The sequence below is a fragment of the Streptomyces sp. NPDC025721 genome, assembly GCF_055558595.1.
The window spans coordinates 194,095-201,824 of record NZ_JBVHMF010000011.1 but is presented as its reverse complement, the minus strand read 5'-3'; the positions used below and the strand labels follow the sequence as shown (position 1 = coordinate 201,824).

Below are 7,730 nucleotides of genomic sequence, written 5' to 3'. Positions count from 1 at the left end.
CCGGCAGGCACGGTAGCCATGGGAGCAGATAGGAGCCGGAAGCCAACCCCCCCCCCCCCCCCCCCCGCCCGCCCCCCCCCCCCCCCCCCCCCCCCCCCCCCCCCCCCCCACCTGCGTGATTGCTAGCTGCGCGGAGGCTGTGGGATTTGAACCCACGGTGACATCGCTGCCACGACGGTTTTCAAGACCGTTCCCTTAGGCCGCTCGGGCAAGCCTCCTGGCGCGGGGCGCGGGGACAGCTTAGTGGGTGGGGGCTAGTTGCTGTCGCCGGTGCGCTGGCCGAGGGTGACGGTGGTGGTGTGGGAGGTGCCGTTGCGGGTGTAGGTGATGGTGGCCTTGTCGCCGGGGGAGTGCTGCCAGATCTCGCCGATGAGGGTCTGGCCGCTGTCGATGAGGGTGTCGTCGAAGCGGGTGATGACATCACCGGGCTTGAGGCCGGCGTTGGCGCCGGGGCCGCCGGAGGTGATGGCGGTGTTGGAGTCGGTGGAGATCTTGGCGCCGTCGCCCTGGTACTGGGTGTCGAGGCTGACGCCGATCACCGGGTAGACGGGCTGGCCGGTCTTGATGAGCTGGTCGGCGACGCGCTTGGCCTGGTTGATGGGGATGGCGAAGCCGAGGCCGACGCTGCCGCCCTGGGTGCCGGGGTCGCTGTTGCCCGCGGGCTGGATGGCGGAGTTGATGCCGATGACGGCGCCGTTGGCGTTGAGGAGGGGGCCGCCGGAGTTGCCGGGGTTGATCGAGGCGTCGGTCTGGATCGCGCTCATGTAGGAGGCGCTGCTGCCCTGGCCGTCGCTGGAGGCGACGGGGCGGTGGACGGCGCTGACGATGCCGGTGGTGACCGTGCCGGAGAGGCCGAAGGGAGCGCCGATGGCGATGGTGGCGTCACCGACCTGCGCCTGGTCGGAGTTGCCGAGCGGCAGCGGGGTGAGCTTGACGCCGCTCGCGTTCTTCAGCTTGATGACGGCCACGTCGTACCCCTGGGCGCGGCCGATGACGGCCGCGTCGTACGTCTTGCCGTTGGAGAAGGTGACGGTGAGCTTGCCGCCGCTGGCCGCCGGGGCGACCACGTGGTTGTTGGTGAGGATGTGGCCCTCGGTGTCGTAGACGAAACCGGTGCCGGTGCCGCTCTCCTGGCTGCCGCTGGCCTTGATGGTGACGACGCTCGGCAGCGCCTTGTTGGCGATGCCCGCCACCGAGGTGGGGGCGCGGTTGAACGCCTTCTGGCTGCCGGAGTCGGAGACGGTGGTCGAGGAGGTGGAGCTCGACTTGTCGTTGTGGTCGGCGATCGCGTAGCCGACGCCTCCGCCGACGCCGCCCGCGACCAGCGCGGCCACCAGGACGGCGGCGACCATGCCGCCGATGCCGCCGCGGCGCTTGCGGCCGTCGTTCGGCGGCGGGGGAACGTGCGTGCCCCAGGCCGGCGGCAGACCGCCGGGGCCGCCGGGCTGGCCGGTACCGGGCGCGTTCGCCGCGCCGTAGGGGGACGACGGCGCGGCGAACGGGTCGTGCGGCCCGCCACCGTGGCCGGACCCGCCGTGGCCCGACCCGCCGTGGCCCGACCCCGCGCCCTGCTCCGTACCCGACGTACCCGACGCACCCGACGCACCCGACGCACCGAACGCGCCCGGCCCCGCGGGCGGCTGCTCCGCCGCGAACACCGCGGCAGGCGGCGTCCCGTACGGCGAAGGCGGCCCACTCGGCGGACCGTAGGGCGACGGCGACGGCGAAGGCGCGGGCGAAGGCGAAGGCGCGGGCGCGGGCGAAGAGGAAGAAGAAGAGGAGGACGGCGACGAGTACGGGTCGGCCGGGGCCCGGTACGGATCCGCGGGCGGCACCGGAGCCGCGTCCCGTACCTCCGGCAGGATCTCCGTACGCGACTCGCCGTCCGCGGACGCCGGGGGAGCGGCGGGCGCGGGCGGGGCGGCCGGAGGGGCCGTCGGAGGAGCGGGCGGCGGGGCGAGCGGCGGAGCGGCAGGAGGTACGGGGGCCTGGGCCGCCGAGGCACCGTCGGGCGCGGGCGCTGCCGACTCCGCAGCCGAGCCGGAGCCGGCTTCGTTCTCGGTGCTCACAGCGATTCTCCTCAGGGTCGGGACAGGTTCTGAACAGGATTCCGAACCGGGTGCGGAACAAGGTGGTGGGCCGAACACAGCATTTCCCACGGCGTGTCGGACCGCCGTAAGCGGTAGCTGTGCATCTTCGCGTACCCGTCGTACGGCCGTGTTACCGGGCCGCCGGGGAGACGGTGGCACCATGACACGGTGACTTACGCGCGCGCGGTCCCGGAGGCGTTTCCGGACGGGCGACCTGTCCAGGTCGTCGCCCATAGAGGCGCCTCCGCGGACGTACCAGAACATACGCTCGCCGCGTACCGGAAAGCCATCGAGGACGGGGCCGACGCCCTGGACTGCGACGTCCGGCTGACCTCGGACGGCGAGCTGGTGTGCGTCCACGACCGGCGGGTGGACCGTACGTCGAACGGCCGGGGCGCCGTCTCCTCCCTCGCCCTGGCCGACCTCGCCGCGCTGGACTTCGGCTCGTGGAAGGACGGCCGCGGCGGACCCGGCGGCGCCGGAAGCCGCGACCGTCACCCAGGAGACGCCCATGCGAAAGACGCGCATATAAGAGGTGCCCGCGCGGGACGCGTAAAAGAAGAGGACGAAAACGCCGTACGCGAACGCAGCGGCGTCCTCACGCTGCGCCGCCTGCTGGAACTGGTCGCGGACACCGACCGCCGCCTGGAGGTGGCGATCGAGACGAAGCACCCGACGCGGTGGTCGGGCCAGGTCGAGCGGCGGCTGCTCGACCTGTTGCGGCACTTCGGTATGGACCGCCCGGCGCGCGGGGAGCCCGCCCAGGTGCGGGTGATGAGCTTCTCGCCGGGGGCGCTGCGCCGGGTACGACTGGCCGCGCCGGCGGTACCCACCGTCTTCCTGGTGCGCCACGCGCTCCCCCGGCGCTGGAGCGGGTGGCTGCCGGCGGGCGTCGGGATCGCGGGGCCGAGCATGCGGATCGTGCGCGCCGATCCGGGATACGTGGCGCGTTTGCGCCAGGCGGGGCACCGCGTCCACGTCTGGACGGTGGACGAACCCGCCGATGTCGAGTTGTGCGTACGGCTCGGGGTGGATTCCATCATCACCAACCGCCCGAGTGCGGTTCTGTCCCAACTGGGTCGTTGAAGTTCACAGATGTCCGCAGGCCACAGCAGGAGTCAACACAGAGCAGCCGACATCACCAGGCGACAGCCGTCACAGGGCGTACCCCGGCGCGTTCGTATCGTGTTCGGGCTGCAATTGTGCGTCGGGAATGTGTACGGAGTACGTCAATAGATCGCGGTTGGCTTGTTTCCGGCCGAGTCGCAGAGGGCATCCATCCCGTGGCGCAAGGGCGTGAAGGAGGTCTCGGGGGTGTCGTTGATGGTGGCGCAGGAGGTGCCTACGTCCTCGACCATGGCCCTGCCCCATGGTCCGACCGGCGTCGCGGTGGCGCGCCGGAAACTGCGGAACGAATTGTGCGCGCAGGACGTGCCGGAGCCGGTGATCGACGACGCCGTCCTCATCCTGTCGGAGCTGCTGAGCAACTCCTTCCGGCACGCGCGTCCTTTGGAGACGCACGAGGCCGGGGGCGGCGGTGACGCCGGTGGCGCACGGTCCGCCCGGGACACTCCCCGTACGGTGAACGACGACTGGACGACCGGCGGCCGTCACGACAGCCCACGGACGGACAGCGGACGTACGGGCAGCGACCGTACGGGCAGCGGCCGTACGGGCAGCGGCCGTACCGACAGCGACCGCGCCGACTGCGGCGAGTGCGGGATACGCGCCGCGTGGGCGATAGGCACGGACGGACTCCTCGCGGTCGAGGTGACCGACGGCGGCGGCCCCACCAGGCCACGCCCCTCCACCCCCTCCCTGAGCGCGCACGGCGGCCGGGGCCTCGGCATCGTCGGGAGCCTGTCGCTGCGCTGGGGCGTGCGCGACGACGCGCCCGGCGAGGTGACGGTCTGGGCGGTCCTTCCGGTACGCGCCCGGCACGCGCGCCGCGACGACCCGGTGATCGCGGGCGGTACGGGCGGTACGGGCGGCACGCGCGGCCAGCGGGCCGGACTCGGCGGAATCGGCGGTACGGGCATCAGTCCGATCGTCGGTGCGGGCGGCGGCCTGCCGATGGGCATGTCGATGGACCTGGCCGAATCGATCGAAGCGTTCGACGCGCTCGGGTCGCTGAACACGGCTTTCGGCGCGGTCGACGAACGCGGCTGAGGTCGCGGGCCCAGGCGTAGGGCCGCGCGCCGGGCCGCACAGAGCCGCACCGGGCCGCGCGGGGCACAGCACTACAGCACGCAGGACACCCCGGTAGTCCCCCTCCGCACGCCTCGCCGTGGTCCGGCGGCGACCGCGCCGGGCGCTAGGCTCACGGCCGGAACACCGCCGTTACGGGAGAGACCGAGCCATGGCCAAGAAGCGCGCGACCGCGACGAAGACGAAGGTCCCGACGAGCGGAGAGGTCCCGGTGGTCGGCGCGCGCGAGCCCTGCCCCTGCGGCTCGGGCCGCCGGTACAAGGCGTGTCACGGCCGCGAGGCGTCGCACGCGGTGACCGAGCTGGTGCGCCGCCCGTTCGAGGGGCTGCCCGGCGAGTGCGACTGGGTCGCCCTGCGCGAGCTGGTCCCGGCGGCGACCGCCCCGCTCACCCTCAAGGACGCGCTGCCCGACGGCGTTCCTTCGGTGACGCTCGGCACCGTGCTGCCGATGGCGTGGCCCGGACTGCGCCGCGACACCGGGGCCGTCCTGCTCGGCCTCCAGAACGAGGCGGCGTCCGGTGACGTCAGCCGCGACCTCGCCGACACGCTGCTGCGCGCGCTCACCGCGGCGCCCGGCAATCCGGTGGACGGCCGCCGCCCGCCGCAGGACGGGCCGCGCCTCCAGGACGTGCTGGACCTCGACGCGCCCTTCACGCCCGAGGTGCACAGCGGCTTCGAGTTCTGGCTGGAGGACGCCGACGCGGCGACCGGCGAGGTGGCCGCGTCGCTGGAGCGGGCCAACCAGGCGGCGATCCCGACCGTACGGCTGACCGGCGTGGACGCCGCGTACTGGTGCGAGACGCCGGAGAAGAACCACCTGCGGTGGGTCATGCCGCACCCCGAGGAGGAGTTGCTCGACGCGTTGGCCCGGCTGCACGCCGCCGGGGTGTCGTCGCTGGGTGACGGTACGCGGCTGGTCGGCTCCTTCCGCGCGCACGGGCTCGTGGTGCCGGTGTGGGACCTGCCGGTCGGCATGGGCGCCGACGAGGTGGAGAAGCCCGCCGCCGCCTTCAACGAGCGTCTGGCCGAGACGCTTGCCAAGTCCGGCCCCCTCACCGCCGACGAGCGGCGTGCCCGCAGCGGCTTCACCAACCGCCAGATCACCCTGAGCTGACGCCGACCGCCTTACGCCTCGCGGCGAGCCATTCCACGGCCTCCAGCCGTACGGGGGGGCAGCCGTCACCCCGGCCGAAGCGCTCCCGCACCTCACCACCCGCCCCGGCGGGGCATTCCGGTCGCCCCCGGACCACCCGCCGGTGGGGGCGGGCCGCGCAGTTCCCCGCGCCCCTGACGGGGCACACCCACCTTCGCCCAGGCGGACGGACGGCCCGCTTTTCAGGGGCGCGCGGAACTGCGCCACCAGCCACGGCGCTCCCGCACCTCACCACCCGCCCCAACGGGGCAATCCCGTCGCCCCCGGACCACCCGCCGGTGGAGGGTTACCCGCGCAGTTCCCCGCGCCCCTCACGGGGCACACCCACCTTCGCCCAGGCGGCGAACCGATCCTCTAAGGGGCGCGGGGAACTGCGCGCTCAGCCGAAGCGCTCCCGCACCTCACCACCCGCCCCGGCAGGGCAAACCGGTCGCCCCCGGACCACCCGCCGGTGGTGGGTTGCTCGCGCAGTTCCCCGCGCCCCTCACGGGGCGCACCGTCTTTCGTCCGGGCGGGGGGCCGGTCTTTTCAGGGGCGCGGGGAACTGCGCCACCAGCCACGGCGCTCCCGCACGTCACCACCCGCCCCAACGGGGCAAACCGGTCGCCCCCGGACCACCGGCCGGCGGGGGTGGGGGCGGCGCGGAGGGGGAGGCCGTGATTCCGGTCACAACTCCCGTTGAATCGCGGCTAATCGGCGCCCCGTCGGCGTCGGGGAATTTGCTAACGGACGAAGTCTTGTTACCGTTTGGTCAGCCCGGTCGCTGGTGCATCCCCCGTCGCCAGCGACCGGGCGTTTCCATGCCCGCGGGGCGCCGGACGGCGCTTTTCGCCATGCGAGGGAGACGACGGCGACGCTTTTCGTCGTACCGGTCGGTAGCGGTTCAGGTGCCTTCGGCGGGCGGCGGAAGCATTCCGTAACCGTCCACGGACGTGGTCCTGGCGTGCGGGGCCCCGAGGCCCGCGTGGCCGGAGTGGCCGCCGTGGCCCGGGTGTTCCGAGGGGCCGTCCGTGGCGGCGGCCAGCGGCAGGACGACGGCCAGGGCGGCGACGCTCGCGAGGGCGACCATGCGCAGCCCCGACACATGGTCCTGCGCGACCTGCTGAACGGCCTGCGAATGCGGCTGCGGCTGCGGCTGCGACTTCGGCTCCACGGGCACGACCCCACCTGCGCTCGACGGTTGCGGTCCGCCGAACGTAGCGGGCGGACCGGGGACTTCGGAACGATCAGGCGCCGTTCAGCGCAGGGCCGGGGCCCTCGGCTACCCGAACGAGTGACAGAGCGCGCGGCGAACGACACCGCGCCCGCCCTGAACAGCGTTCAGAACAGGCGCGGTGTCAACGCGGCGCATCAATACGCGGATCAATAGGTGAGCCGGTCGCCGTCCGGCGCGGTCCGGCCCGCGCGGACGAGGGCGTCCACGAGGTCGCCGATCCGCGGCAGCCACGGCGCGGCGCCGCCGAGCCCGACCGGCGCGTCGGGCCCCGTCGCCTCGGGCACCGGGGGCCGCACCCAGCGGAGCTGCCCCGCGCTGCTGCTCGACGGCGGCAGCGCCACGTATCCGCCGTCGCCGTGGTAGCGCAGCGACGTCGGCACCCAGTCCTGGCTGTCGAGGAGTTCGCCCAGCTCGGCGAGCGAGTAGGGCGCGACGAGGATCACGTACCGGGTGGGGGTGGCGACCACCGGGCCGAGCCGTACGCCGAGGCGTTCGATCGCGTCGAGCGCCCGCGTGCCGGCCACCGCGGGCAGGCTCGCCGCGGACACCCGGTCGCCGGTCGCGAGGACCACCGGCGCGTCCGGCCTGCGCGTCCACCACCAGCGCACCATGCGCGGGTCACGGGTGGCGGCCAGGAGTCCCGGCTCGTGCGGATGGGCGCCGGGCACCGGGCAGTTGGGGCGGGCGCAGGCGCACGGCTGCGCACCGGTCGCCCGCCATGTGCCGCGTTTGTCGTATCCGACACCGGGCACCACACGCCATTGCCACTGCTCGGCATAGGTGAGCGCCGCGTCACGCAACGCGGTCCGCCCCTTTCGCGGCAGTGAGAGCTTGCGTCGCCTTCCGAGGATCTCGCGCATCAGCGCTCGTTCCTTTCCGTTAACGCCCAGGGATCTGCCCTTGCACACGTATCTGTCGAGCACGCCGTTCACGAGGCAGCGCATCACGCCGCCGGCCGAGCGTGGAACGTGGCGGTGGGTGGCGTGCGCATGGCGCTTGCTCACTTGCCCCGATCGCGAGCCACTAGTCGTGGATCCCGTTGGGCGCAGCTCCCGCTCGCCAC

General features: G+C 73.5%; 6 protein-coding genes and 1 tRNA gene. 3 read left to right on the top strand and 4 right to left on the bottom strand.

Annotated elements, in window-relative coordinates; all coding sequences use genetic code 11:
- Positions 1-131 precede the first annotated feature (131 nt).
- Both ACZ4EF_RS18265 and ACZ4EF_RS18260 read right to left on the bottom strand, forming a co-directional pair.
- Positions 132-218, bottom strand: a tRNA-Ser gene (locus ACZ4EF_RS18265).
- A 36-nt stretch (positions 219-254) separates the two neighbouring features.
- Positions 255-2,069 carry a S1C family serine protease gene (locus ACZ4EF_RS18260; protein ID WP_467505323.1) on the bottom strand — a complete coding sequence of 605 codons (1,815 nt, stop codon included), beginning with the start codon at positions 2,067-2,069 and terminating at the stop codon, positions 255-257.
- Positions 2,070-2,258: 189 nt separating this feature from the next.
- Between ACZ4EF_RS18260 and ACZ4EF_RS18255 the strand changes: the two genes are divergently transcribed.
- The 3 genes from ACZ4EF_RS18255 to ACZ4EF_RS18245 all read left to right on the top strand — a co-directional run bounded on the left by ACZ4EF_RS18255 (position 2,259) and on the right by ACZ4EF_RS18245 (position 5,412).
- Positions 2,259-3,176 carry a glycerophosphodiester phosphodiesterase family protein gene (locus tag ACZ4EF_RS18255; protein ID WP_467505321.1) on the top strand — a complete coding sequence of 306 codons (918 nt, stop codon included), beginning with the start codon at positions 2,259-2,261 and terminating at the stop codon, positions 3,174-3,176.
- 228 nt (positions 3,177-3,404) lie between these two features.
- Positions 3,405-4,259, top strand: coding sequence for an ATP-binding protein (locus ACZ4EF_RS18250; protein WP_467505319.1), 855 nt, complete (start codon positions 3,405-3,407; stop codon positions 4,257-4,259).
- A gap of 190 nt (positions 4,260-4,449) precedes the next feature.
- Positions 4,450-5,412: a DUF5926 family protein gene (locus ACZ4EF_RS18245; RefSeq protein WP_188281531.1), complete on the top strand. Its 963-nt coding sequence runs from the start codon at positions 4,450-4,452 to the stop codon at positions 5,410-5,412.
- A 922-nt stretch (positions 5,413-6,334) separates the two neighbouring features.
- On the opposite strand, the gene ACZ4EF_RS18240 is transcribed toward ACZ4EF_RS18245, so the two are convergent.
- Both ACZ4EF_RS18240 and ACZ4EF_RS18235 read right to left on the bottom strand, forming a co-directional pair.
- Complete coding sequence (locus ACZ4EF_RS18240) at positions 6,335-6,610, bottom strand: hypothetical protein (protein WP_467505316.1); 276 nt, start codon at positions 6,608-6,610, stop codon at positions 6,335-6,337.
- 203 nt (positions 6,611-6,813) lie between these two features.
- Positions 6,814-7,527 carry a bifunctional DNA primase/polymerase gene (locus tag ACZ4EF_RS18235; protein WP_355336591.1) on the bottom strand — a complete coding sequence of 238 codons (714 nt, stop codon included), beginning with the start codon at positions 7,525-7,527 and terminating at the stop codon, positions 6,814-6,816.
- Positions 7,528-7,730: the final 203 nt, after the last annotated feature.

Bases quoted from the DNA above. Each gene is read 5' to 3' on its own strand.
- ACZ4EF_RS18245 (WP_188281531.1), top strand. From the start codon at position 4,450: ATGGCCAAGAAGCGCGCGACCGCGACGAAGACGAAGGTCCCGACGAGC.
- ACZ4EF_RS18235 (WP_355336591.1), bottom strand. From the start codon at position 7,527: ATGCGCGAGATCCTCGGAAGGCGACGCAAGCTCTCACTGCCGCGAAAG.